Origin of the sequence: Streptomyces sp. NPDC020742, from assembly GCF_040641675.1 — a bacterium.
GTDB lineage: Bacteria > Actinomycetota > Actinomycetes > Streptomycetales > Streptomycetaceae > Streptomyces.
On record NZ_JBFAEA010000038.1, the window covers coordinates 31,594 to 56,150 of the forward strand.

The 24,557-nt window shown below is 72.9% G+C and carries 17 protein-coding genes; 12 read left to right on the forward strand and 5 right to left on the reverse strand.

What is annotated here, in order from left to right:
* Positions 1-208 precede the first annotated feature (208 nt).
* From AB0G84_RS34415 to AB0G84_RS34440, 6 genes are all read left to right on the forward strand, one after another.
* Positions 209-7,399, forward strand: coding sequence for a type I polyketide synthase (locus AB0G84_RS34415; protein WP_361329995.1), 7,191 nt, complete (start codon positions 209-211; stop codon positions 7,397-7,399).
* A gap of 38 nt (positions 7,400-7,437) precedes the next feature.
* Positions 7,438-8,475 (forward strand): ketoacyl-ACP synthase III family protein, encoded by a 1,038-nt coding sequence (locus tag AB0G84_RS34420; protein ID WP_361329998.1) that lies wholly within the window; start codon positions 7,438-7,440, stop codon positions 8,473-8,475.
* Between the two features lie 116 nt (positions 8,476-8,591).
* Positions 8,592-9,011 (forward strand): cold shock domain-containing protein, encoded by a 420-nt coding sequence (locus AB0G84_RS34425; RefSeq protein ID WP_361330001.1) that lies wholly within the window; start codon positions 8,592-8,594, stop codon positions 9,009-9,011.
* Positions 9,012-9,323: 312 nt separating this feature from the next.
* Positions 9,324-10,532 carry a macrolide family glycosyltransferase gene (locus AB0G84_RS34430; protein WP_361330004.1) on the forward strand — a complete coding sequence of 403 codons (1,209 nt, stop codon included), beginning with the start codon at positions 9,324-9,326 and terminating at the stop codon, positions 10,530-10,532.
* Positions 10,533-10,865: 333 nt separating this feature from the next.
* The gene (locus AB0G84_RS34435) at positions 10,866-11,903 is read left to right on the forward strand and encodes a methyltransferase (RefSeq protein ID WP_361330007.1); all 1,038 of its coding nucleotides are present in this window, start codon (positions 10,866-10,868) and stop codon (positions 11,901-11,903) included.
* A 236-nt stretch (positions 11,904-12,139) separates the two neighbouring features.
* A complete protein-coding gene (locus AB0G84_RS34440; protein ID WP_361330010.1) occupies positions 12,140-13,396 on the forward strand; it encodes an MFS transporter in 1,257 nt (418 codons plus the stop codon).
* Between the two features lie 92 nt (positions 13,397-13,488).
* Here AB0G84_RS34440 and AB0G84_RS34445 read toward each other — a convergent pair whose 3' ends face one another.
* From AB0G84_RS34445 to AB0G84_RS34455, 3 genes are all read right to left on the reverse strand, one after another.
* On the reverse strand, positions 13,489-14,448 hold the full coding sequence (locus tag AB0G84_RS34445; protein ID WP_361330013.1) for an NAD(P)-dependent oxidoreductase: 960 nt from the start codon (positions 14,446-14,448) through the stop codon (positions 13,489-13,491).
* A gap of 3 nt (positions 14,449-14,451) precedes the next feature.
* Positions 14,452-15,096, reverse strand: coding sequence for a dTDP-4-dehydrorhamnose 3,5-epimerase (rfbC, locus tag AB0G84_RS34450; protein ID WP_361330016.1), 645 nt, complete (start codon positions 15,094-15,096; stop codon positions 14,452-14,454).
* 241 nt (positions 15,097-15,337) lie between these two features.
* Positions 15,338-16,570 carry a class I SAM-dependent methyltransferase gene (locus AB0G84_RS34455; RefSeq protein ID WP_361330019.1) on the reverse strand — a complete coding sequence of 411 codons (1,233 nt, stop codon included), beginning with the start codon at positions 16,568-16,570 and terminating at the stop codon, positions 15,338-15,340.
* Between the two features lie 347 nt (positions 16,571-16,917).
* On the opposite strand from AB0G84_RS34455, the gene AB0G84_RS34460 reads away from it, so the two are divergent.
* From AB0G84_RS34460 to AB0G84_RS34470, 3 genes are all read left to right on the forward strand, one after another.
* Entirely contained in the window at positions 16,918-17,631 is a 714-nt protein-coding gene (locus tag AB0G84_RS34460) for a VC0807 family protein (protein ID WP_361330022.1), read from the forward strand.
* A gap of 82 nt (positions 17,632-17,713) precedes the next feature.
* Positions 17,714-19,006 (forward strand): sulfotransferase, encoded by a 1,293-nt coding sequence (locus tag AB0G84_RS34465; RefSeq protein WP_361330025.1) that lies wholly within the window; start codon positions 17,714-17,716, stop codon positions 19,004-19,006.
* Positions 19,003-19,608: an adenylyl-sulfate kinase gene (locus AB0G84_RS34470; protein ID WP_361330028.1), complete on the forward strand. Its 606-nt coding sequence runs from the start codon at positions 19,003-19,005 to the stop codon at positions 19,606-19,608. Before AB0G84_RS34465 ends, AB0G84_RS34470 begins: the two co-directional genes overlap by 4 nt.
* A 69-nt stretch (positions 19,609-19,677) precedes the next feature.
* Here AB0G84_RS34470 and AB0G84_RS34475 read toward each other — a convergent pair whose 3' ends face one another.
* The gene (locus AB0G84_RS34475; protein WP_361330031.1) at positions 19,678-20,682 is read right to left on the reverse strand and encodes an ACP S-malonyltransferase; all 1,005 of its coding nucleotides are present in this window, start codon (positions 20,680-20,682) and stop codon (positions 19,678-19,680) included.
* A gap of 308 nt (positions 20,683-20,990) precedes the next feature.
* On the opposite strand from AB0G84_RS34475, the gene AB0G84_RS34480 reads away from it, so the two are divergent.
* Genes AB0G84_RS34480 through mqnC form a run of 3 tightly spaced genes read left to right on the forward strand, consistent with a single transcriptional unit; the run spans position 20,991 to position 23,989 of the window.
* Complete coding sequence (locus AB0G84_RS34480; protein WP_361330034.1) at positions 20,991-21,761, forward strand: alpha/beta fold hydrolase; 771 nt, start codon at positions 20,991-20,993, stop codon at positions 21,759-21,761.
* Positions 21,762-21,808: 47 nt separating this feature from the next.
* Positions 21,809-22,711: a menaquinone biosynthesis protein gene (locus tag AB0G84_RS34485; RefSeq protein ID WP_361330037.1), complete on the forward strand. Its 903-nt coding sequence runs from the start codon at positions 21,809-21,811 to the stop codon at positions 22,709-22,711.
* Between the two features lie 45 nt (positions 22,712-22,756).
* A complete protein-coding gene (gene mqnC / locus AB0G84_RS34490; RefSeq protein WP_361330040.1) occupies positions 22,757-23,989 on the forward strand; it encodes a cyclic dehypoxanthinyl futalosine synthase in 1,233 nt (410 codons plus the stop codon).
* Positions 23,990-24,078: 89 nt separating this feature from the next.
* Here mqnC and AB0G84_RS34495 read toward each other — a convergent pair whose 3' ends face one another.
* Complete coding sequence (locus AB0G84_RS34495) at positions 24,079-24,387, reverse strand: ferredoxin (RefSeq protein ID WP_361330042.1); 309 nt, start codon at positions 24,385-24,387, stop codon at positions 24,079-24,081.
* Positions 24,388-24,557: the final 170 nt, after the last annotated feature.

The window sequence follows — 24,557 nt, forward strand, 5'->3', positions numbered from 1 at the left end:
GGGCAGCGCTTTCTCACGGTCGGTGTGTCGGGGGCGGATGTCTCCCCGCCCCGCAGGCGCGGTCACGTTCCGCAGGGCCGCGCGCCGTGCCGGCCCCGGAACGACGGGCGGGATGTGCCAGGGCGCCTGCGCCCATGACGAGTTGCCCGGGCGGCCCGTGCCCCCCGATGCCAGAACCCGATTCCGAACGTGGTTGGAGCGCCAGAGAGTGAGTGCCACGATGCGCACCGAACTGATCCGACCGGTGCACGAGTTGCTCATCCAGCACGCCGAACGATCCGCCGACAAGACCGCTTTCTCCGACGCCCGCGGCAGCGTGAGCTACGCCGCACTGGAGCGGCGCACCGCCCGGCTGGCCGGCCACCTCGCCGACCTGGGCCTGGTGCGTGGCGGCAGCGCCGCCCTCTACCTGGGCAACTGCGTGGAGATGGTGGAGGGCTACCTGGCGATCGCCCGGTCCGCGGCCGTCGCTGTGCCGCTCAACCCGCATGCGACGGACGCGGAACTGTCCTACCTGCTCGATGACAGCGGCGCCACCGTGGTGATCACCTCGCCGGCCCACGTCGAGCAGGTGCTCCGGATGCTGCCGCGACACCCGGAGCTCACCGTTGTCGTCACCGGCGAGGGGAACCCGACTGACGGCACCCGGCGGTACGAGACGCTCGCCGCCACCGACCCCGCCGCACCGGCGCGGGACGACCTCGGTCTGGACGAGCCGGCGTGGATGCTCTACACCTCGGGCACCACCGGCCGGCCCAAGGGCGTGCTGTCGACCACCCGCAGGTCCCTGTGGGCCACGGCGGCCTGCAACGTCCCGCTGCTGGGCCTGTCCCCGCTCGACCGGGTGCTCTGGCCGCTGCCGCTGTTCCACTCCGTCTCGCACAGCGTCTGCGTGTTGGGCGTACTGGCCGTGGGCGCCACCGCCCACCTCATGGAGGGCCTGGCCGCCGACGACGTACTGGAGGCGCTGCGGACCGAGCGCGCCACCTTCCTGGCCGGCGTACCGACGTTGTACCACCACCTGCTCGATGCGGCCCGCGAGGACGGCGCCCGCGCCGCCGACCTGCGGACCTGCCTGGTCGTCGGGGCGCCCTGCCCGGTCTGGCTGAACCGGGAGTTCCAGGAGGAGTTCACCATCCCGCTGGTGGACAGCTACGGAAGCACCGAGACCGGCGGCGGGATCGCCACCAACCTGCCCACCGGGCCGCGGGTCGAGGGCTCCTGCGGACGGCCGGTCCCCGGACTCCGCCTGCGGCTGACCGACCCGCGCACCGGGGCGGAGGTCGCCGCCGGCGAAGAGGGCGAGGTGTGGGTGGACAGCCCAGGCACGATGCTCGGCTACCACAACCGGCCCGAGGCCACCGCCGCCGTGCTGGCGGACGGCTGGTACCGCACGGGTGACCTCGGCCGCCTCGACGCGTCCGGTCACCTCCACCTCACCGGCCGGATCAAGGAACTGATCATCCGCGGTGGCGAGAACGTCCACCCCGGTGAGGTGGAGGCGGTCCTTGCGCGGCTTCCCGGCGTCGCGGACGCCGCGGTGGCCGGCCGGCCGCACGACATCCTCGGCGAAGTGCCGGTGGCCTACGTGGTGCCCGGACCCGACGGCTTCGACCCCGAAGGGCTCTTCGCCGCCTGCCGTGAGCAGCTGTCGTACTACAAGGTGCCCGAGGAGATCCACGAGGTCTCCGGCATCCCCCGCACACCGGCCGGAAAGATCGCCCGCCCCGAACTGGTCTCCCTGCCTACCCGGTTGGTGGCGGTCAACGCCCTGGCGGACCAGCAGACCCGCACCCCCGGCCCGTCGCGGCCTGCGGCGGACCCGTCCGCCGAGGGCCTGCCGCACCGGCTCCACGCCATGGCCGGACCCGAACGCCGACGGGCGCTGCTGACCCTCGTGCGGTCGGCCGTCGCCGACGTCCTCGGCCTCACGACGGCCGACGCGGTGGCCCCCGACCGGGCGTTCAAGGAGCTGGGCTTCACCTCCCAGGGCGCGGTCCGGCTGCGCGACCGGCTGTCCTCCGCCCTCGGCCGACGGCTGCCCGCGCCCCTCGCCTTCGACCACCCCACCCCGGACGCGCTCGCCGCCTACCTGGAGACGGAGCTGCTGGGCGGGCCCGCAGAGACACCTGCCGCGGACCCCATGGACGGGCAGCCGGATGAACCGGTGGCCATCGTCGCGATGGGGTGCCGCTTCCCCGGCGGCATCGACTCCCCCGAAGCGCTGTGGCGGCTGGTCGCCGAGGGCGGCGACGCGGTGGGCCCGCTGCCGGCGGACCGGGGGTGGGACCTGGACCGGCTGCTCGCCCCCGGAGCGTCCCGGAGCGGCAGGTCGGACGCCCGCGAGGGCGCGTTCCTGCCCGACGCGGACCGCTTCGACGCCGCCTTCTTCGGCATCTCACCGCGCGAGGCGCTCGCGATGGACCCGCAGCAGCGGCTGCTGCTGGAGACGGCCTGGGAGACCTTCGAACGCGCCGGCCTCGACGCGGAGGCGCTGCGCGGCAGCCGCACCGGAGTGTTCGCCGGAGTGATGCACAGCGGCTACGGGCCGGGCCCCTCCGACGTCACCGTGGAGAGCCTGGAGGGCCACCTCGGCAACGGCAGCGCCCTCAGCATCGCCTCGGGCCGGATCGCCTACAGCTTCGGCCTGGAGGGCCCCGCCCTCACCGTGGACACCGCCTGCTCGTCGTCGCTGGTGGCGATCCACCTCGCCGTCCGGTCGCTGCGGCAAGGGGAGTGCTCCCTGGCACTGGCCGGCGGCGTCACGGTGATGGCCACCCCGACCGCACTGGTGGAGTTCAGCCGCCAGGGCGCACTCTCCGCCGACGGCCGCTGCAAGGCGTACGCGGCGGCGGCCGACGGCACCGGCTTCTCCGAGGGCGCCGGCCTGGTGCTGCTGGAGCGGCTCTCGGACGCCCGTCGGCTGGGCCACCCGGTACTGGCCGTCGTACGCGGCAGTGCGGTGAACCAGGACGGTGCGAGCAACGGCCTGACGGCGCCCAGCGGACCGGCCCAACAGCGCGTGATCCGGCAGGCGCTGGCACAGGCCCGCCTGGCGCCCGGCGAGGTGGACGCGGTCGAGGGCCACGGCACGGGCACCACACTGGGCGACCCGATCGAGGCACAGGCGCTGCTGGCCACCTACGGCCGGGGACGCACCCCGGACCGGCCGCTGCTGCTGGGCTCGCTGAAGTCCAACATCGGCCACACCCAGGCGGCGGCCGGCGTCGCCGGGGTCATCAAGACGGTGCAGGCGATCCGGCACGGAGCGCTGCCGCCGACCCTGCACATCGACGCACCGTCACCGCACGTCGACTGGTCCGCCGGAGCGGTGCAACTGCTCACCGAGCAGGCCGCCTGGCCACAGACCGGCCGGCCCCGGCGCGCGGGGGTCTCCTCCTTCGGCGCCAGCGGCACCAACGCACACCTCATCCTGGAACAGGCCCCGGACGGGCCCGCACCGCAGGAGCCGGCGGACGAGCCGGTGACCGGGGCGGACGGCGTCCTGCCGTGGGTCCTCTCCGGCCGGGGCCCGCAGGGACTGGCCGGACAGGCCGCCCGGCTGCGGGAGTTCGCCGCCCGGGCACCGGAGATGGCCGACGGGACCGGGGTCGGGCTGGGGCTGGCGGGGCGGACGGCGCTGGAGCACCGGGGCGTGGTGGTCGGCAGCGGTACGGACCTACTGGCGGGCCTGGACGCCCTTGCGCGGGGCGAGTCGGGCCCCGGCGTGGTCCAGGGCGTCGCACGCACCGGCGGCACGGTCTTCGTCTTCCCCGGGCAGGGGGCCCAATGGGAGGGCATGGCACGGGAGTTGTCCGCGGCATCAGAGGTGTTCCGCAACCGGCTGCGGGAGTGCGAAGAGGCGCTGGCGCCCTATGTGGACTGGTCGCTGACCGAGGTGCTGGCAGGCACCGACGGCACCGTGGACCTGGACCGGGCGGACGTGGTGCAGCCGGTGCTCTTCTCGGTGATGGTGTCCCTGGCCGCACTGTGGCGGTCCTTCGGGGTGGAGCCGGACGCGGTGGTGGGGCACTCGCAGGGCGAGATCGCGGCGGCCTGTGTGGCGGGCGTACTGCCCCTACCGGACGCCGCCCGGATCGTGGCGCTGCGCAGCCGGCTGATCGCCGCCGTGGCGGGCTCCGGCGCGATGGCGTCGGTGGGACTGCCCGCGGACGAGGTACGGCACCATCTTGCGCCCTGGGGCGACGCGGTGGGGGTGGCCGCGGTGAACGGCCCCGCCTCCACCGTGATCTCCGGGGACACCGACGCCGTGGACGGGGCGGGCGCCCTGCTGGAGCGCGAAGGGGCCCGGGTGCGGCGCATTCCGGTGGACTTCGCCGGCCACTCGGTGCAGTGCGAGCAACTGGAGGACGCGCTGCTGGAGGTGCTGGGGACCGTGGCGGCGCAGGACGGCGACATCCCCTTCTACTCGTCGGTGACCGGCGGGCGGCTCGCCGGGAAGGAGCTCGACGCGGTCTACTGGTACCGCAACCTCCGCGAGACGGTGGAGTTCGAGGCGGCGACCCGTGCCCTGCTGGCAGCCGGGCATCACACGTTCGTCGAGGCCAGCGCCCACCCGGTGCTGGCGGTGGGGCTGCGGGAGACGTTCGAGTCCGCGGGGTCCACGGCGGCGGCGGTGCCCTCGCTGCGCTCCGGCGACGGGGGCTGGGACCGCTTCCTGCGGTCGCTGGGCGAGGCCTGGGTGCACGGTGCGGCCGTGAACTGGCGCACGGCGTTCCCCGCCGCCGTTCCCCGTACCGACCTGCCGACCTACGCCTTCCAGCGCGACAGGTTCTGGCTGACGGCACCGGACGGCGCACCGGGCAGCGCCCCCGTCCTGGGCCTCGCGGCCACCGGGCACCCGCTGCTGGGCGCGGCCGTGGAGCTTCCCGACGCCGGTTCCGTGGTGCTCACCGGACGCCTGGCGGCCCGCACCCACGAGTGGCTCGCCGATCACACGCTGGCGGGGAGCACCGTACTGCCCGGCTCGGCGCTGGTCGAGCTGGCGGTCCGCGCCGGTGACGAGGTGGGCTGCGGACAGCTGGTGGAACTCACCCCGCGGGCACCGCTGGTGCTTCCCGAGCACGGATCCGTCCAGCTCAGGGTCACTGCCGGCGCACCGGACGGGAACGGCCGGCGGCCGGTGACCGTCCAGGCCCGGCGAGCCGACGAGGGCACCGGACGGCCCTGGACCTGCCATGCCACCGGAACCCTGATGCCGAGCGGCCCCGCACCGTCGTGGAGCCTGGACGTCTGGCCGCCGACCGGGGCCACCGCGGTCCCCCCGGACGAGCTGTACCGGGCACTGGAAGCCGCCGGGCACCGCTACGGCCCCTCTCTCCAGGGGGTACGGGCCGCCTGGCGGCGCGGCGACGACCTCTTCGCTGAGGTCGCCCTGCCCGAGGAACGGCGCCCGGAGGCCCCGGCGTTCGGGCTGCACCCCGCCCTGCTGGACGCGGCCCTGCACCCGCTGTGGGCCGAGGGGGTCGACGGCGACACCCCGGCACCGCCGACGCGGCAACCGGGACGGTGGCGCGGGGTGAACCTCCACGCCGCGGGCGCCTCGGTCCTGCGCGTACGGATCACCCGGATGGCGCCCGGGGCAGGCGCCCTCGCCGCCGCCGACGCGACCGGCCGACCGGTGCTGACCGTCGAGCACCTGGAGAGCGAGCCGGTGCCCGCCACCGCGCTCGGCGCCGCCGGCGCGGCCCAGCAGGACAGCCTGTTCACGGTGGAGTGGACTGACCGGGCGGCCGACGACCTGGCGGCGGACCCGCCCGCTCCCTGGGCCGTGGTGGGCGAGGACCCGCTCGGTGCCCGGTCCGGTCTGATGCGGGCCGGACAGTACGCCGAGAGGCACCCCACGCTGGAGGCCCTGACCAAGGCGATCGAGGGCGGCGCGTCCGTACCGGATGTCGTCGTGGTCACCGCAGCCTCGGCCGGCGCCGGCCACGACAGCGCCGGCACCGCGGACACCGTCCACCAGGTGGCCCGCCAGGCGCTGTCCTGGGCCCAGGCCTGGCTGACGACCCCGGCGTTCACCGCCTCCCGGCTCGTCGTCCTCACCCGTGGCGCGATGGCTGCATGGGACGACGGCACCGAACGGGACCTGGCGGCAGCCGCCGTCTGGGGCCTGATCGGCTCGGCACAGACCGAGGCGCCCGGCCGCTTCACCCTCGTCGACACCGACGCGAGCAAGGCCTCCTGGCGGACGCTGCGCACGGTCGTCGCCTCCGCGGAGCCCCAACTGGCGCTCCGTAAGCGCGCGGTGCGGATACCGCTGCTGGCCCGGCGCGCCGCCCCGGCGGAGCAGGCACCGCCGCTGGGCGATCCGCACGGCACTGTTCTGCTCACGGGCGGCACCGGCCTGCTGGGCGCCGCGCTCGCCCGCCACCTCGTCACCGAGCACGGCGTACGCCACCTGCTGCTGACCGGCCGCAGGGGTCCCGACGCTCCCGGGGCCGCGGAGCTGACCGCCGAACTGACCGCCCTGGGCGCACAGGTGACCCTCGCGGCCTGCGATGTCGCCGACCGCGCCGCGGTCGCCGCGCTGCTGGCGAAGGTGCCCGCCGACCGCCCGCTCACCGCCGTGGTGCACACCGCCGGCGTCACCGACGACGGGATCGTGCTGTCCCTGACGCCCGACCGGCTGGATGCCGTGCTCCGGCCGAAGGTGGACGCCGCGCTCGTCCTGGACGAGGCGACCAGGGACCTGGACCTCAGGGCGTTCATCGTGTTCTCGTCGGTCGCGGGCATCCTGGGCGGCGCGGGACAGGGCAACTACGCCGCCGCCAACGTCTTCCTGGACGCCCTCGCCCGGCACCGCCGCGCCCAGGGCGCCCCGGCGCTGTCCATCGCCTGGGGCCTGTGGGCCGGCCGGGACGTCCTGGCGCCCGGCGCCGCCCGGCTGCCGGTACGGCCGCTGCCCCTGGCCGAGGGCCTGCAGCTGTTCGACGCGGTGTGCGGCCTGGACGCGGATCACGTGGTGGCGGCCAGGCTGGACTGCGCCGAACTCCGCGACCAGGCCGCTTCCGCAGGCCTTCCGCCGCTGCTGCGCGGACTGGTGCGCAGGCCGGTCCGGCCGCTGGCACAGGACGCCCCGGCGGAGGCCTCCGCGCTCAAGCACCGCCTCGCCGCGATGACCGACGCCGAGCGGGACGCGACCCTGCTGGACCTGGTACGCCGGCACGTCGCCGCCGGCCTGGGCCATGCCTCCGCCGAGGCCATCGGTCCGGAGCAGGCGTTCACCGACCTCGGCTTCGACTCGCTGACCGCCCTGACCGTCCGCAACGCGCTCAACGCGGCCACCCAGCTCACCCTGCCCCCCGCGGTGGTGTTCGACTTTCCCAGCCCCCAGGCGCTGGTGGAGCACCTCAAGAGAGAACTGCTCGCCTGCTGACCGGCCTGAGGGCCGCCCCATGGAATGAGGAGAATTTCGTGAAGGTGGAAGACGTCTACATCGACTCCCTGGGGGTGTTCCTCCCGGAATGGCTGAGTGCGGAGCAGGCGGTCGCCGACGGCATCCTGGACCCGGAGATCCCCGAGACCAACGGATTGACCGGTACCTACGACGGCGGGGACATCCCCGCGATGGACATGGCGGTCAGCGCCGCCCGGGAGGCCCTGGAGCGTTCGAAGCTGGACGCCGACGACATCGAGGGAGTCATCCACAGCGCGGTCAACTACCAGGGCCCCGTGGGGGCCTTCCCGCCGGGCTACATCATGCGCGAGCTCGGCATCGGGAAGGTACCGGCGCAGTACCTCCGGCAGGGGTGCGACGGCATGCTGGGGTCGCTGGAGGTGGCCATCGGGCGGATGACCGGTGCCGCGGAGGCCGAGGCCGTACTGCTGACCTCGGGCGAGAACTTCACCGCACCGGGAGCCGACCGCTGGAACGACGGGTTCGGCCATTCCTACTTCTTCTCCGACGGCGGGATGGCGGTCCTGCTCAGCGCCGACGAGGGATTCGCCCAGGTCCGCTCCCTGAATTCCGGTGTCCTGAGCACACTCGAAAAGTGGCACCGCGGCAATGGGCCGCTGCTGGAACGCGGAAACCCCGAGGATACGCCGACCATGCCCGAACGGGCCCAGCAGTTCAATGAAACCGAGATGCCGCTGTCCGAGGCCCTGGAGAAGCTCACGCTCTTCAACATCGACATCATTCACCGGTCCCTGGTCGATGCGGATCTCAACGCCTCCGACCTCGCCAAGGTCGTCCCGATCCATATGGACGGGAGGATGCTGGAGTTCGGGACCATGATGCCGCTCGGGCTCACCATGGAGCGGTCGAGCTTCGATTTCGGCAGGTCAGTCGGGCATGTCGGAGGGGCCGATGTCTTTATTTCGCTGGAACATCTGGTCCGTACGGGCCAGGTGGGTGCGGGTGATAATGTCCTGCTGATTTCTCAGGGCCCCGGATGGCTCTGCACGGCGTGCGTGGTGACCATCCTGAATCCGCCGCCGTGGGCCGCGTGAGCCCGATGACCGGCCGGCGTCCGGTGCCGGCCCCGGAGCCCGGCTCCGGGTGCGTGAAGGTGACAGTGTGCAGTGGTTGAGGTGAGGGGAAAGCCGTGGTGGCTACAGGTACAGTGGTGCGATTTGACGAGGTGCGCGGATACGGCTTCATCGCCCCCGACGCCGGCGGCGAGGACGTCTTCGTCCACGCCAACGACCTGAGGGACGACAAGCATCTGTTCCGCAGCGGGCTCCGGGTCGAGTACACCACCGAGGTCGGGGACCGCGGGCTCAAGGCCGGTGACGTGCAGCTGCTGGAGCCCGCGCGTACGGGCGTGGTGCGGCGGCAGGCGCCGGCCGCCGGCGGGCCCGAGCGGCCGGCCGGTGCGGAGTCCGACGAGGACCTGCTGTGCGATGTGCTGTCCCACACCGAATTCCGCAACGAGCTGACCGAGGCCCTGCTCGAAGCGGTTCCCTCGCTCACCGCGGCTCAGCTCGTCCAGGTGCGCAAGCGCTTGATGGAACTGGTCCAGGCACACAACTGGATCGAGGTCTGACCGACCGCCCCGGCGACGGGGCGGAAAGCGACAGGGCGGAGCGGGCGGGAGACACCACCGGTGCCACGGCATCGGACCGGAACTCCCGCCCCTCCGCCCTTCGGCGTTCCCGGGCACATCACCGCTCCGCGCCGCCGCCGTTCACCGCAATTCCCGGGAATCGACTAGACCTCCGGCCTCCTCGTTGACGCGGTGCCGCGGCACCGCCCACCCTTCGCTCTGAACCTTGCATTCGGGTAGGCGCTCCTGCCGGGAACTGCACCCACCCGAGAATTCCGTGCGGTCCCGAACTCACCGAGGAGAACCGTTGCCGTGTCCCGCCATATCGCCGTCTTCTGCATTCCCGCTCATGGCCATATGCGTCCCGCCCTGGCAGTCACCGAGGAACTGGTGCGCCGTGGTCACCGCGTGAGCTTTCTGACGCCGGAAGGATTCACCCTGGCCGTCCGGGAGACCGGTGCCAGCGTGGTGCCCTACACCTCGCCGCTGGCCGAGGCGTTCGCTGCCGGTCAGGACGTGGACCTGCCCCCTGAGCACCTGCCCTGGTCGCTGCTGATGCTCCAGTACGAGAGCGAGGCGGTGATGCGGGCGGCCGAGGAGCACTTCGTCGACGACCTGCCCGACCTGCTGTTCCATGACATGTCCCTGGCCTTCGCGGGCCGGGCCCTCGGAACGCTCTGGGACCGGCCCGCCGTGCAGTCCACCCCGTCGCTGGCGTCCAACGCCCACTACTCGGACGTCGGGACCATGTTCGCCATGGTCGGCGTCCCCGACGAGCACCCGGCGGTGCCCGAACTCTTCCGCCGCGCCAAAGAGGTCGCCGAGGAGCGCGGACTGTCCGTACCCGCCGAGGAGTTGCTGGGCTGGGGGACGGCCGTGGAGAGCGTGGTCTACGCCCCCCGCGTCTTCCAGACTGCCCAGGAGACCTTCGGTGCCGAGACGGCCTTCGTCGGCCCCTGCTTCCCGGCCGAGGACCTCACCGCCACCTGGGACGCCCCGCAGGACGCTTCCCCCCTGGTCGTGATCTCCATGGGCACCATGTCCCAGGCGCAGTCGGAGTTCTTCCGCACCTGTGTACGCGCCCTGACCGGCCGGCCCTGGCACGCCGTCATCACAGTGGGCAACGGCTTCGACATCGGCACCCTGGGGACCCTCCCGCCCAACGTCGAGGTGTACCCGTGGATCCCCCAGCTCGCCGTCCTGGAACAGGCCGAGCTGTTCGTCACCTCCGGCGGCCTGGGCAGTCTCCTGGGCGCGGTGCACACCGGCACCCCGATGGTGATGGTCCCCCACCTGCCCGAACACCGGGTCACCTGTGAGCGCGCGGCCGAGCTGGGGCTCGGCGCGCTGCTCGACGCCGGGCAGGTCACCGAGGAGGAGATCCTCACCACCCTGCAGCAGCTGAGCGCCGACCAGGGGGTCCGGGAACGGCTACGCCGCGTAGGGGAGTTGACCGCAGCGGCCGGCGGGGTGACCCGGGCCGCGGACGTCCTCGAGTCGCGGATCCGGCCGGAGGGTTGAGAACACCGGCGACGGCTGGGAGATTCCCTATAAAGGATCTCCACGGCCTCGGCGCCGGGTAGGGCCGCTATAGGCTCCTCTCAGGGCGTCGACCGGTGAAGCGCAGTGGCGTGTGCATGGCTTCGGAGTCATCCGCACGCCACGGGCTTCCCCCGGCTCAACCTCGGATGATGCCGCCGCCCCCCTGTCGCACCCCTGTGTTCCCGCCCGCCTGGTCCCTACCGGCGCATGCCTGCCCATCGCCAGGCGGACGTCCCGCACCCTGCCTTCGGCCACCGCCCCGCTGCCGGTGCCCGCCGCATGCCGCTCGTCGCCTACCCCAGGAGGATCGGAATGGAAGAGACCAGGAAGCCGGACGAGGTGGCGCTCCGGCCGTACTACAAGGCGCACTACCACTTCCAGTTCTTGAGTGCCGCCTTCCGGTTCGGGCTGTTCGACATCCTGGAGAAGGATCCGGGGCTCACCCTCACCGACATCGCCGAGCGGCTGGGCCTGGAACAGCAGCCGGCCCGCATCCTGCTGCTGGGCTGCACCGCCACCGGCCTGGTGCGCAAGGAGGGCGACGGCTACCACAACACCGAGCTCACCCAGCCGCTCGGAGCCCGCCCCGACCAGGTGCCGGCCACCTTCATACCCTGGGAGACGCACGGCATCTACCGCGCCGTCAGCTGGCTCTACGAGTCGCTCAAGGAGAACGACAACATCGGCCTCCAGCGCGAGATCCCCGGAACGGCACCCACGCTCTACGGACGGCTGGCGGAGAACCCGGAGCTGGAGGGCGTCTTCCACACCATGATGAGCGCCGTGAGCCGGCTCGTCGCCGAGGACGTCGCCGCCGAGGTCGACATGTCGGAGTACCGGCACCTGCTCGACGTCGGCGGCGGCGCCGCGATGAACGCCGTGCATCTGGCCCGGTTCTGGACGGATCTGGAGATCACGATCGGCGACCTGCCGTCGATCGCCCCCCTGGCGAACGAGAAGATCGCGGAACTGGGGCTGGCCGACCGGGTGCGCGCCGTCGGCCTCGACGCCTTCCACGACGAATTCCCGGTCGGCCATGACGCGGTGCTCTTCGCGCACTTCCTGGAGATCTGGTCCTCCGAGCGCGTCCGCGGCCTGCTGACCAAGGCGTCCCGGGCGCTCCCGTCCGGAGGCGGGGTGTTCGTGGTGACGCCCTATCAGAACGACGACGAGACCGGACCGGAGCGCTCGGCCTACCTCTCCGCGTACTTCCACACCGTCGCCTCCGGCGAGGGCATGGTGTACACGCCCAAGGAGTACGAGCAGTGGTTCGACGAGGCGGGCATCGACCCCGTCAAGCGGGTCCTGCTCGGTCCGGACACCGTGGTGATCTGCGGCCGGAAGCGGTAGGCCCGCCGCCCCCGGACGCCGGTGACGGATGAGGGGCACCGCCGTGGGCGCACCTCCGCCGCGGCGGTGCGCCTGCGAGGGCGCCCACGGGCGCCCGACCCCTCGCGTCACCGGACGCCTTGCGTCACCCCACACAGCAGAAGAATTCGGTTGCGACGGGACCGGCGAGCCCGGTGAGGTGCCTGTGGAAGGTGCCATGGAGCAGGCACAACGGGCGAGGTGAGGGAAGACGCCGTATGGTCACGACGCAACCGGCCCCCTGGCACAGGGCGGCGGTGCTCGTAGCCCTGATGCTGGCCGCCTTCACCTTCAACACCGCGGAGAACCTTCCGATCGGCCTCCTGGAGCTGATCTCCGAAGACTTACGCGTGGCAGTGCCAGCAGTCGGTCTCTTGGTCACCGGATACGGCATGACGGTGGCCGTCGCATCCCTGCCGCTCGCCCACGTCATGCGGGCAGTGCCCCGACGCCATGCCCTCACGGGACTACTGACCGCCCTGGTCGTGTCCAGTCTGGCCGCGGCGCTGGCCACCTCCTACTGGCTGCTCCTCGTGGCGCGGCTGCTGACCGCGCTCGCCCAGGCGCTGTTCTGGGCCGTGATGGGGCCGGTCGCGGTCGGCCAGTTCGCGCCCGAAGTCCGTGGGCGGGTGGTCGGGGCGCTGTCCGTCGCCGGTTCGCTCGCCCTCGTGCTCGGTGTTCCCGCCGGGACCTGGCTGGGCCAGCAGAGCGGCTGGCCGGTTCCCGTCGCTCTGGTGGCGGCTCTGGGGCTCGTCTCCCTGGTGACCATCGCCGTTCTGCTGCCGACGTCACGTCCGGAAGAAGAGCCCGCCGCCTACGGAACCAGTCCCGACGTCCGCCGGTTTGGGACCGTATTGGCGACCGGCGTCCTGTCCGCTACCGGGGCGTTCGCGGGATACACCTACATCGTGAAGTTCCTGGGCGAGGTGAGCGGATTCCCTCCGAGGACGGTCAGCGCCCTGTTCGTGGCCTTCGGCGTGGCGTGTCTGGCCGGGGTGAGCCTCACCGGGGCGTTGCTGGACCGCTTTCCGCAGGCCACGCTGACCGCTGCCGTCGCCACACAGGCGGTGGGCATGCTCGGCCTGTACGCGGCCGGCACCGATCCGATGGCGGCGGTGGTGTTCCTGGTGCTGATGGGCGGTGCCCTCGGACCGGTGTTCATGACCACCCAGAACGCGATGCTGCATTGCGCACCGGGCCGCACGGATCTCGCACTCGCGGCGAACTCCGGTGCCTACAACGCCGGTATCGCGGCGGGCGCCGCGCTCGGGGGAGCGGTCCTGCCGCTCGCCCACGTGCGGGGCGCCTTCCTCACCGGCGGGCTGCTGACCGTCGGAGCCTGCGCGGTGCTGCTCGTCGGGCGGCTGCTCTCTCGGCGACCGCTCTGCGTTCCTGCTGACAGCTCTCGGCCGACCGCCTGCGTTGACCAGACCGACCGCACGCCCCCCCCCAGCCGGTCACGCCCGTCTGAATGAAATCCCTGGACGAAGCCCCCTTACGGACCCCCGCGAACCCCCGCGGACCCCCGCGGACCCCCGCGGACCCCCACGGACCCCCGCGGAGCCCCTCATGGGGGTCCCGGCCGGACGGCGGTCCGCTCCGTGCAGACCGTGTCCCACATGGCCCGCATGGACTCGCGCATCGTGAACCGGGGGACCCAGCCCAGGAGCCGGCGGGCGCGGGAGATGTCGACCTGAATCCAGTCGCCGCCCTGGCTGGGCACCTCGCCGGGCCGCTCCCGCAGGGTCCCCGGCGGCAGTCCGGCGGCCCTGATCAGCGTGTCCACCAGCGTCCGTACGCCCTGGGCCCGGCCGGAGCCGATGTTGACCAGCGGGTCGGCGTGCCGGAGCCGGGCCGCGGTGACCACGGCGGACACCGCGTCCCGGACATCGACGTAGTCGCGCCGGGCGTCGGCGATGGTCAGCTCCACACCCGCGGCCGGATCGGTCTCGCGGAGCCGGGCCGCCAGGGACCCGAAGAAGCTGTCCGGGGCGGGGTAGGGCCCCAGGGTGTTCGACACCCGCAGGACCACCCCGTCGACCGCGCCGGCCCGGACCGCCTCCAGCACCATCCTCGAAGCGGCGAGCTTCGCCTCGGCGTACGGGTTGACCGGAGCGGGCTCGGTGTGTTCGTCGATCGAGGTGCCCAGGGGCACCGGCCCGTACTCGTGGACGGTGCCGAGGTGCACCAGCCGGGGTGGAGCGGGCAGTGCCACCAGCGCACCGAGCAGCCGCTGCACCAACTGCACATTGGTGTAGTGCAGTTCGTCGCCCCAGCCGAGGGTGGCGTTGACCACGACATCGACGTCCTCACGGTCCAGGACCCGGGCGATCTCGTCGCTGGTGCTGCCCGCGACGTCCAGCGGTAGGAACCGGTGCCCGGCGATGTGCGGCGCGTGCCGCCGCGCGACGGCCAGCACACGGCTCCCCTCGCCGGCGAAGGCGGCACACAGGTGCCGGCCCATACAGCCGGTCGCGCCCAGTACCGCGACCCGGGAGGCACCGGGCACGGGCATCGGCGTGGCCACGGCTCACCCCTTCCCGGTCGTCGCGCCGGCCGGGGGAGCGGGGCACACCGCCGGGTCCGCGGCCGGCCCGGCGGCCAGGCAGTCGGCGTACCGCGGGAGCATCCCGGCGGCCTCGGCCTCGGCCAGGCTCGGCGCGGTGGTGTCCCGCTCGGAGAGACAGAACTCCAGGCCGTCCGGCCAGGGCAGGCCGATCGCCGGATCCAGCGGATCGATCGCGTGCTCCAGCTCCGCCCGGTAGGGCGTGCTCACGAGGTACGACATCACCGTGTCGTCGTCGAGCGCCAGGAAGGCGTGTGCGAGACCGGCCGGGATGTACACCGCGCGGAAGGACTCGGTGTCCATCTGGACCAGGTCCCACTTGCCAAAGGTGGGCGACCCCACCCGGATGTCCAGCACGGCATCCAGCACCCGGCCCCTGGCGCAGTAGACGTACTTGGCCTGGCCCGGGGGAGTGGCGGTGAAGTGGAGTCCGCGCAGCACCCCCCTGGCTGACCTGCTGTGGTTGGTCTGCGCCACCGGGAACCGGTGACCGACCGCGGCGACGAAGGCCTCCTCCTGCAGCGGGGAGACGAACTGCCCCCGCCGGTCCTCGTGGACCTCGGGGGTGAACTCCAGACCGCCGGCGACCGCGAGCTTCCGGGTACGCATCGGGCTCACCCACCACCCGTCGCACGGACCGCGGGCGTCGCCGCCCCACGGGCGTAGCCGCCGCACCGCACGCGCCGCGCGTCTGCCAACTCTGCGAATCTCACGTTGTCGCGCTCCCACCACATTGGATTGCCTTTTCTGGTGCGGCGCCTGGGCCGCGTCCGGGTGCAACGTCCCTCTTCCCGCGGCCGGTGCCGCCCGTGAAGTCCTCGACGGGAGGCACCGGCCGCGGGCGGCACGGTCACACGACGGAGAGCTCGGGAAGCGGGAACACCAGCCGTCCGCCGCCGGCCAGGAAGTCGCGTTCCCGCTCGATGAAGCCGTCCCGGTAGATCCACGGCAGCACCAGCAGCTGGTCGGGGCGCCGGGACTTGGCCTCGGCCTCGGACACGATCGGGATGCCCGTACCGGGGGTGAAACAGCCGGACTTGGCGGGGCTGGGCTCGCCGATGCACGGCAGGTCGTCCTCGCCGATGCCGCAGTACTGCAGGATGACGTTGCCCTTGGTCGACGCGCCGTACCCCAGAGTCAGCTTCCCGGCCTTGCGCGAGGCGTCGAGGAACTCCCGCAGACCGTCGCGGAAGGCGTGCACCCGCCCGGCGAACGCCTCGAACGGCGCCATGGTGTCCAGGCCGAGCGCCGTCTCCTTGGCGCGGATGACCGCCAGCCCCGCCTCGTCCACCGGGTAGCGGTCGGGGCGCTTGGCCAGGGTCACACAGAGGCTGCCGCCGTAGACCTCGGTCAGCTCGGCCTTGAGGACGGTGAAGCCCACCCGCTCGGCCATCCACTCGATCTGCCGCAGCGCGTAGTACTCCAGGTGCTCGTGGCACACCACGTCGTACGCGGTGGCCTCCAGCATCGCCGGCAGGTAGCTCTGCTCCATCACCCAGATGCCGTCGTCCGCCAGCACGTCGTGGACGTCCTGCATGAACGCCAGGGGGCGCGGCAGGTCGTAGAACATCGCGATGGAGGTGACGACCTTGGCCTTGCGCCCGCCGAACCGCTCCCGGAAGACCTCGCCGGAGAAGAAGTCCGGCAGCAGCTCGATGTGTTCGGGGTAGTGCTCCACGAACTGCCCGCCGGTCGGGTCGATGCCGACCAGATCCGGTCCGGGGGCGGGGTAGCCGCGCAGCAGCGTCGAGTCGTTGCTGCCGATGTCCAGCACCAGATCACCGGGGCCGAGGTCGACCAGGTCGGTGATCGCCGCGACCTTGCCGTGCAGGTGCTGCACCATGAACGGCCGGATCCCGGAGCGATAGCCGTAGTTGTCGCCGTACATCAGCCCGAAGTCGGCGGTGTGGCGGAGCTGCACCAGGCCGCAGCCGTCCGGCGAGCACTTGAGCAGTTCGAGCGGGACCGTGGGCACGGCCTCCTCGCGCGTACGGGGAAAGACGCCGGTGAGCGCCTGCGGGCCCAGGTCAAGAACCGGCAGCAGTGTGCGGTTGCCGCAGATGCGGCAGTCTTCGATGATCATGGAATCTCCAGGTCGCGTTCCACCACCGGCTGGACCGGAGCGGAACCGGCGTCGTGTTCCTGACGACAGGCGCGGCGAGCCCGTTACGGAATTGCCGGTGACCCTAGTACCGGAGCGCCGCGCCCTCGCGATGTCGGACCGGACTCTGGGAAATGATCCAGAACCCGGTCCCCGGGGGCGGCCTTTCGCGGCCCCGGCACGCATCGTGGGAAGGTGCGCCCTCCGCCCGCCACACCTCGGTGGTGAGGGAGGGCGCCCGGTGAGGGACCGGGATTCCCACGAGGGCTGTCCCTCGGGGTCCCCGGCCCGACGCGGACGGGCAGTGAGCGGCGAACCAGGGAGCAATGATGACCGCGCCAGGCGAGGAGACCCAATCGGCACCAGCCGGTCCCGATCAGGAACAGACCGCCGCCCGCCGGCACTTCGCGCTCACCATGCTCTGCGATGTCGTGCTGCCGGTCGGGCTCTACTACGTGTTGCGCGCGGCCGGCCTCAGTGAGGTGCCCTCGCTGCTCCTGGGCGCCGCCGCGCCCGCGCTGAACACCGCGTACACCATCGTCCGACGGCGCCGGGTGGACAGCATCGGCCTGTTCGTCATCGGCATCCTCGTGCTGGCCGGGCTCGGGTCGCTGATCTCCGGCAGTCCCCGGCTCGCCCTCGCCCGGGGCGGCTGGTTCACCGGGCTGATCGCCCTGTGGATCCTCGGGACGCTGGCCACCTCCCGCCCGTTCACCTACCGGGCGCTCAAGGCCCTGCTGCCGGGCCGGGCCCGGGCCCTGGAGCACTTCTGGGAGACCGACCCCCGCTTCCGCCGCATCTGGCGCGGTCTGACCGTGCTGTGGGGCTGCGGGCTCCTGGTCGACGCGGCGCTGCGGGTGCTGATGGCCTACACCCTGCCCGTCGACTCGGTACCGGCGCTCGACGGGGTGCTGTACGTCGTGACGTACCTCGCGTTGCAGGTCACCACGCATCTCGTGCTGCACCGGACCGGGGTTTTCCGCATGATCTTCCCCCGCGGAGGCAAGCGGAATCCTCCGTCCCGCATCCAGCAGAACCTCTAGTCATTCCTGCGCAGTCTTGCCCGTGCGGCGCGGTCCCCGGTCACAATCCCCACAACCGGTATCCCCCCACGTAAGAGGTTCGATGCTCACTCACGTGCCGGGCCCGCCGCGTGAAGTGCTCACGCCGCGGGGCCGCTCCCTGGCGTACCCGCGTCTGCCGTGGCCGATGCGGGCGGCGAACGGGCTGCTCGGCCCGGTGGCGCCGCGCCTGTGGCCGCTCACCCCCGAAGCCCTCAAGGAGAAGGCCGCCGCCAGGGCCGGAGGGCCGGACCCCGCGGCGGACGACGCCTTCGACAAACCGCTCGCCATCCTCTGCCGGTCGCTCAGCGACGAGGTCCAACTCACCTGTCTCGGGCGGTACTTGCTGCACCACCAGCTGGTCTGCGGCCTGGAGATCCGGTACCGGCTGGCGCAGCTGGCGCAGCGGCGGCCGGAGGTCTTCACCGCGAAGGTAGCCGCACCGCTCTTCATCACCGGTGCCCCGCGGACCGGTACCACCTTCCTGCAGCGACTGATCGCCCGGGACCCGCGCTCCCGGTCCCTACCGCTGTGGGAGGCGGCGCACCCGCTGCCCGGCGGCGACCTGGCCGAGGCCCGGCAGGCCGACCCCGGCCCCCGCATCGAGGCCGGCCGGCGCGAGGCCGGCATGCTGCACCGCATCCTCCCCGAGCAGGCCCATATGCACGAGCTGGCGCACGACGAGGCGGAAGAGGACAACCTGCTGCTGGCGGTGGGACACAGCTCGGCCCTCTACGAAGGCACCTGCCTGGTCCCCGAGTACACCGCCTGGTACACCTCCGCCGACCACACCGAGGGGTACCGCACCTTCCGGCGGATCCTGCAGTTCCTCCAGTGGAGCAGGCCCGCCGGCGACCTGTGGGTGCTGAAGTCACCCGGGCACGCGGAGATGCTCGTCCCGCTCTTCGACACGTTCCCCGACGCCACCCTCGTACAGACCCACCGCGACCCGGTGACCTCGGTGATCTCCTTCAGCAATATGCTCGCCTACGGCGCCCGGGCCTACGTCGAGCGCCCGAACCCGCACCTGATCGGGGCGCACGCCGCCGACCTCGTCGAACGCGCCCTCCGGGCCTCGCTGCGGGACCGCGCCGGACACGAGCACCGCATCGTGGACATCCGCTTCCAGCAGCTCGTCGAGGACCCGATCGGCGAGGCGCGGCGGGTGTACGCGGCGGCCGGCCGGCCCTGGCACGACCGCACCGAGCGGGAGATGCGCGCCTACGCCGCCGCCGAGAGCCGCCGCAGCGGCCGGCACCACTACGCCGCGGCGGACTTCGCCCTGGACGTACCGGAGTTGCGGGAACGCTTCGCCTTCTACTACGACCGCTTCGACGTGCCGTGGGAGAACCGGTGAGCACCGGCGGCGACGGGCTCCGGTGCGGGTGCGCGGGCGCCACGGTCTGGTTCACCGGCCCGCCCGGCTCCGGCGCGGCCACCCTGGCCACCGCCCTCGCCGACCGGCTCCGGGCGCTGCACCACCGGGTGGTGGTCCTGGACGACGACACGCCGTACGCCACACCCCCCATCGCGCCCTCCGCCACCGGCGAGGACCGGTCCCGCCACGGCCTGCGCACCGGCCTGGCGGCCGAGGCCCTGGCCCGTAACGGCCTGATCACCCTGGTGGCCGCCGCGGCCCCCTCGGCGCGGGACCGGGCGGCCGTGCGGCGCCGGCACACCGCCGGCGGCACCCCGTACCTGGAGGTCCACCTCACCACGCCGCAGCCCGGGCGCGCCCGGCGCACCGACGAAGGCCTCTACGCCCGGCACTGGGCCGGCTGGATAGCCGGTCCCACGGCCCGGCACGACCCCGACCAGGCCCCGGCCGAAGTCGACCTGTGCCTGGAGGCCCGGAACCAGCCGCTCGGCCCGTCCGTCGCCGCCGTGCACGCGCTGCTGACGGAGCGGGGCGTGGTGCGCTCCCGCCGCATCGACCGCCCCTCGGCAGCACCCATCTGATCCCCCCGCCCACGGCACCACCCGAACGGCACGCGCCCGACCCGTGCGGCGCCCGCACCGGCGCCCCGCTCAGCCCGGATGTCCGCGGCCGGACGCCGCCCCCGCCGGGCCCGGCGCCCGGTGCGCCGCCGGGGACGCCTCCACCCCCAGTTCGAGCAGCGCTCCGATCGCGTGCGGGAGGTCCTCGGGGGATTCCACCGGGACCACGGGGAACGGGAACCGCAGCAGGTTCCTGGGCAGCGACGGCCCGAGGACCAGCCCCAGCCGGACGCCGTGCGCCTGCATGGCCGCGACACCGGAATCCAGGTCGGCCGGCTCCACCACCGTGCGCGCGAACAGCTCCCGGACCTCGTCCGCGGTGCACAGGGTCCGCGCCTCCAGCGCCGAACACAGCGGCAGCCGGGGCGCGGTGAACGGAAGGCCGGCCGCCAGGCGCCGCATCCGGGCCTGGGCCTCCCGGGCGAGCGGGTCGTGCACCACACAGCGGTCGCTGCCGCCGGGACGCACCGCGCCCGGCGGCGCCGCCGCGGCGAGCCGCAGAAGCGCGGAGCGCTCCCCGGTGAGCAGCACCACCCGGTACCGGCCGCTGGTGTCCCGGCCCAGCGCCCCGCCGAAACGGACCTCCTCGCACCCGGCACCGCGGTACCAGTCGGGGACACTCCGGGCGGGCCAGAACGCCAGCGCGGACGCCGCCCGGTCGCCCGTACCGGCGCCGCCGGCCATCAGCGCCCGTACCAGCTCGGCTCGCGGGAGGGCCCCCGCCAAGGACGCGGCCACCAGCGCGCCGGTGCCGACGCCGCCCAGCACGCCGGGCCGGATCCGGTGCGCCGCGAGGACGTCGTGGATGCCGAGCATCGCCGTCGCCAGCGCCAGCCGGCCGGCGACCGGATGCCGCGGCGCGTCCCCGTCACCGGCCGGGCGCAGCAGCGCGTCGGCCTCCACCCCGGCCCAGCCGGCCATTTTCCGGTACTGGTAGCGCAGCACCGGAGAGCCGGCGTGGAATGCGGCCAGGCCGCCCGCGTCCCAGGGACCGAGGTCGGTGCCGCAGAGAAAGGCCAGAGCGGCGCCCGTCATCGTCAACCAACCTCCTGGGGCGGACGGCGGAGGACCAGGCACGGTCCGAGCGGAAGCGGAAGGCTGTCCGGTGCCCGCCGTGCCCCCGAGGCTAGGCCGCCCGCGCGCCGGGCCGCCACACCCCGGTTCCGGCCCCGCCAAGAACCGGGGAAACGCCCAGACTTCCCGCCCAACAGGCCGCCAGCCCTTGTGCGGTGCCTTTGGCACCGCTGGATAGTGGCGGCAGTACGTACTTCCCGATCCGCTCGGGACGGCGGCCCGGCAGCGGTCCGGCCGGGCCGGCCCACTGGAAAGGACGGATCAGCACGATGAGTTCACCCCTTGCGGACAGCGGCCTGTGGTGCCGGCGCTTCCACCCGGCCCCCGAGGCCGACCGGCGCCTGGTGTGCTTCCCGCACGCCGGCGGTTCCGCGAGCTTCTACCACCCCGTCTCGGCCGCGCTCAGCCCCGGCGTCGACGTCCTCGCCGTGCAGTACCCGGGCCGGCAGGACCGGCGCCATGAGCCGGCCCTCGACGACATCGGCCGCCTCGCGGACCGGTTGGCCGAGGCGCTGGAGGACTGGACCGACCGGCCGTTGACCTTCTTCGGCCACAGCATGGGCTCCCTGGTGGCCTTCGAGGTGGCACGGCGGCTGGAGCGCGGCCCGCACGGGCCGGAGCGGCTGTTCGCCTCCGGCCGCCGGGCGCCGTCCGTCCACCGCGACGAGCAGGTCCACCGACGGGACGACGACGGCATCATCGCCGAACTGCGGGCGCTGAGCGGCACCGACGCCCGGGTCCTGCAGGACGAGGAGCTGCTGCGCATGGTGCTGCCCGCGCTGCGCAGCGACTACAAGGCGGTCGAGACCTACCGGGGCGAGCCGGGCGCCGCCGTCCGCTGCCCGGTCACCGTGCTCGTCGGCGACGACGACCCCAAGACCACCCTGGCGGAGGCCCGTGCCTGGGACGGGCACACCACCGGCGGCTTCGACCTCCGGACCTTCTCCGGCGGACACTTCTACCTCGCCGACCGCCCGGCCGAGGTACTCGACGTCCTGCGAGCCCACTTCACCTCCGCCGCCCCGCAGCGCCAGGCGTAGGTGCCGATCAGCCGAGCTGACGAGCCACCCCGGGAGCCCTGACAGACATGCCCGAACCACACCTCACCGCGCCGGCCACCCCCGCCGCCCACACCGGACGGCCCAGGGTCGGCCACATCGACTTCCTCAACTGCCTGCCGCTGTTCTGGGGCCTGGCCCGCAGCGGCAGCCTCCTCGACATGGACCTGCGGAGGGACAGCCCCGACGGCCTCAACGACGCACTCGTCGCCGGGAAGCTCGACATCGGTCCCATCAGCCTCCTCGAATTCCTCAAGCACGCCGACGAGTTGGTGGCGCTGCCCGGCATCGCCATCGGCAGCGACGGCCCCGTCCAGTCCTGCGTGATCGTCAGCCAGGTCCCGCTGGACCGGCTGGACGGGGAACCGGTGGCTCTCGGATCCACCAGCCGGACCTCGGTCCGGCTCGCCGAGCTGCTGTTCGCGGAGTCGGTCGGGGTCCGGCCCCGGTACGTCGTACGGCCCCCGCACCTGGCGGACATGATGAAGGAGGCGAAGGCGGCCGTGGTGATCGGCGACGCCGCGCTGCGCGCCTCCCTGCACGAGGCCCCCCGGCTCGGCCTGGAGGTGCACGACCTGGGCCGGATGTGGCGGGACTGGACCGGCCTGCCGTTCGTCTTCGCCGTCTTCGCCGCCCGCAAGGACTTCCTCGCCCGGGAGCCGGAGACCGTCCGGGGCGTCCACCACGCCCTGCTGGCCTCCCGCGACCTGTCCCTCGCCGAGGTCACCGAGGTCTGCCGGCAGGCCGCCCGATGGGAGCCGTTCGACGCGCAGACCCTGGAGCACTACTACACCACCGCCCTCGACTTCCGCCTGGGCGAGCGGCAGCTCGCCGGTATCGCGGAGTTCGCCCGCAGGGTCGGCGGAGGTCCGGCCGGCTTCCCGCCGGACGTCCGGGTCCGGCTGCTGGGCACCGAAGCACTCACCACGTGACTTGACCCGCAACGAGCCAGAGAACGCACCCGAAAGGCCCTCGACATGCCCCGACCGTCCGCAGTCGCCGACCCCGCCCTGCAGTCCGTCCTGGACCGTGCCGCCGACGGCGGCAGGGTGACCCCCCAAGAGGCCCTGGACCTCTACCGGTTCGCGCCGCTGCACGCCCTCGGCACGGCGGCCGACACCATCCGCCGGCGCCGCTACGCCGGCACCGAGCACATCGCGACGTACATCATCGAGCGCAACATCAACTACACCAACGTCTGTGTGACCGCCTGCCGCTTCTGTGCCTTCTACGCACCGCCGAAGGACACCGCCAAGGGCTGGACCCGCAGCCTGGACGACATCCTGCGCCGCTGCGCGGAGACCGTCGAACTGGGCGGCACCCAGATCATGTTCCAGGGCGGTCACCACCCCGACTACGGCGTGGAGTACTACGAGGAACACTTCGCGGCCATCAAGAAGGAATTCCCGCAGCTGGTCATCCACTCCCTCGGCGCGTCCGAGGTCGAGCACATGGCCCGGATCTCCCAGGTGTCGGTCGAGGAAGCGATCCAGCGGATCCACGCCGCCGGCCTCGACTCCTTCGCGGGCGCCGGCGCCGAACTCCTCCCGGCCCGGCCGCGCAAGGCCATCGCGCCGCTGAAGGAGTCCGGCGAGCGCTGGCTGGAGATCATGGAGATCGCCCACCGGCTGGGCGTGGAGTCGACCTCCACCATGCTGATGGGCACCGGCGAGACCAACACCGAGCGGATCGAGCACCTCCGCATGATCCGCGACGCCCAGGACCGCAGCGGCGGCTTCCGCGCCTTCATCCCGTACACCTACCAGCCGGAGAACAACCACCTGAAGGGACAGACCCAGGCGTCGGTCTTCGAGTACCTCCGGATGATCGCCATCGCCCGGATCTTCCTCGACAACGTGCCCCACATCCAGGGCTCCTGGCTGACCGTCGGCAAGGAGGCCGGCCAGCTGTCGCTGCACTACGGCGCGGACGACCTCGGCTCGGTGATGCTGGAGGAGAACGTGGTCTCCTCGGCCGGCGCCAAGCACCGCTCCAACCGGATGGAACTGCTCGCACTGATCCGGGCCGCCGACCGCGTCCCGGCGCAGCGCTCCACCACCTACCAGCACCTGCTGGTCCACGACGACCCGGCCGCCGACCCCGTCAACGACCATGTGGTCTCCCACCTGTCGTCCACCGCCCTGGACGGCGCGGACGCACAGCACGGCGGGCGGGAGCACCCCGAACTGAAGGTCCTCGGACAGGGCTGACCGGCCCCGGAGAACGACGGCGGGCCGGTCCCGGGGAGATCCCCCGGGGCCGGCCCGCCGCCTTGTGTCCGTCGGCCCTGCCGGGCCGGTCAGTCCTGGTCCTCGGCCTCTGGACCGTAGACCTCCACCGCGTCCTTGACCCGCCGCACATGGATGCACTCGCCCGGGCACTCCCGGGCCGAGTCCGCGACGTCCCGGATCAGCTCCAGCGGCAGCGGCGCGGTGGCGCCCTGCTCCTGGAGCAGCTCGTCGTCCGCGCCCTTCACATAGGCGAGGCCGTCGACGTCCAGCTCGAAGACCTCCGGGGCGTAATCGACGCAGATGCCGTCCCCGGTGCACAGGTCCTGGTCGATCCAGACCTCGAGTTCCTCGTCGTTCGTTCGGGTGTGGGTGGCCATATCGCCTGCCTGCCGATCGTGGTCATGGTTGCTTGCTTCGGGCGCTGCGGTCATGGCGGTTCACACGCGCATCGGCTGGGGGGACTCGCGGCGCTCGGGGTCGGGGCCGGGGTACTCGCGGATCGCCTCGTAGCGGGTGTTGCGCTCCACCGGGCGGAAGCCGGCGTCGC

What these genes read in the sequence shown, in the direction of transcription:
- AB0G84_RS34435 (WP_361330007.1), top strand. Translation starts at nt 10,866, where the DNA reads ATGGAAGAGACCAGGAAGCCGGACGAGGTGGCGCTCCGGCCGTACTAC.
- AB0G84_RS34440 (WP_361330010.1), top strand. Translation starts at nt 12,140, where the DNA reads ATGGTCACGACGCAACCGGCCCCCTGGCACAGGGCGGCGGTGCTCGTA.
- rfbC (WP_361330016.1), bottom strand. Translation starts at nt 15,096, where the DNA reads ATGCGTACCCGGAAGCTCGCGGTCGCCGGCGGTCTGGAGTTCACCCCC.
- AB0G84_RS34455 (WP_361330019.1), bottom strand. Translation starts at nt 16,570, where the DNA reads ATGATCATCGAAGACTGCCGCATCTGCGGCAACCGCACACTGCTGCCG.
- AB0G84_RS34460 (WP_361330022.1), top strand. Translation starts at nt 16,918, where the DNA reads ATGACCGCGCCAGGCGAGGAGACCCAATCGGCACCAGCCGGTCCCGAT.
- AB0G84_RS34465 (WP_361330025.1), top strand. Translation starts at nt 17,714, where the DNA reads ATGCTCACTCACGTGCCGGGCCCGCCGCGTGAAGTGCTCACGCCGCGG.
- AB0G84_RS34475 (WP_361330031.1), bottom strand. Translation starts at nt 20,682, where the DNA reads ATGACGGGCGCCGCTCTGGCCTTTCTCTGCGGCACCGACCTCGGTCCC.
- AB0G84_RS34480 (WP_361330034.1), top strand. Translation starts at nt 20,991, where the DNA reads ATGAGTTCACCCCTTGCGGACAGCGGCCTGTGGTGCCGGCGCTTCCAC.
- AB0G84_RS34485 (WP_361330037.1), top strand. Translation starts at nt 21,809, where the DNA reads ATGCCCGAACCACACCTCACCGCGCCGGCCACCCCCGCCGCCCACACC.
- mqnC (WP_361330040.1), top strand. Translation starts at nt 22,757, where the DNA reads ATGCCCCGACCGTCCGCAGTCGCCGACCCCGCCCTGCAGTCCGTCCTG.
- AB0G84_RS34495 (WP_361330042.1), bottom strand. Translation starts at nt 24,387, where the DNA reads ATGGCCACCCACACCCGAACGAACGACGAGGAACTCGAGGTCTGGATC.